Source organism: Pedobacter sp. ASV12, assembly GCF_016429155.1.
Taxonomy (GTDB): domain Bacteria; phylum Bacteroidota; class Bacteroidia; order Sphingobacteriales; family Sphingobacteriaceae; genus Pedobacter.
This window is the reverse complement of record NZ_JAELUC010000205.1, coordinates 1-807: the sequence shown is the minus strand read 5'-3', so window position 1 is coordinate 807 and position 807 is coordinate 1. Positions and strand designations below refer to the sequence as shown.

General features: G+C 42.1%; 1 protein-coding gene. It reads left to right on the top strand.

Annotation, left to right across the window (positions count from 1 at the left end):
• Positions 1 to 731 (top strand): LytR/AlgR family response regulator transcription factor (locus tag JHD69_RS19910; protein WP_233166101.1); only part of this gene is annotated, 731 nt, incomplete at its 5' end.
• Positions 732 to 807 lie beyond the last annotated feature (76 nt).

Genomic DNA, 807 nt, shown 5'->3' with positions numbered 1-807 from the left:
AGATGTGTATAAGAGACAGCCATCCAGCTATGATCAAACTCAACAGCCTTATCGTTGACGACGAACCAATTGCGAGAAACCTGCTAGAAAGCTATATAGAGCGCATACCCGAAGTGGCGCTTGTAAAAAAATGCAAGAATGCCACAGAGGCGTACAACGCGCTTCACGAAAGCCCTATAGATCTTGTTTTTTTGGATATACAAATGCCAACCATTACCGGAACAGAATTCTTGCGGTCGTTGCGCAAACCGCCCCTTGTCATTTTTACTACGGCCCATGCCAATTTTGCGCTGGAAGGCTTTGAACTTAACTCGGTAGACTATCTGCTAAAGCCCATCGTTTTTGAACGCTTTTACCAGGCCGTACAAAAGGCAATAGACCGCAGAACGCTTGTTGCACCTCGGTTGGTACAAGAAGCACCCAGCCATATATTTGTTAGGCAGCATGCTAAACTGGTACGCATAGAACATGCCGATATAGAATTTATTAAGGCAGAAAAAGATTTTTGTTGGATCTTTTGTAAAGAAAAAACACAATACTTTGTGTCTATGCACCTTAAGATGCTTGAAGATATGCTCCCACCAAACAAGTTTCAACGTACCCATCGGTCTTATTTGGTAAACCTATCGAAAATTAAGGCCCTAAAGGGAAACGTGCTTACCTTGGCTTTAGAAGAAATTCCGATTGGAGAAAATTACAGGCAGTTATTGTTAGAAAAATTGGGTTTGTAGCTTACTTCATATTACCAAGAATTACCATACCCCTTATTTAAACCACAAATCCCACCGGGACCATAGAGAGGAGGTG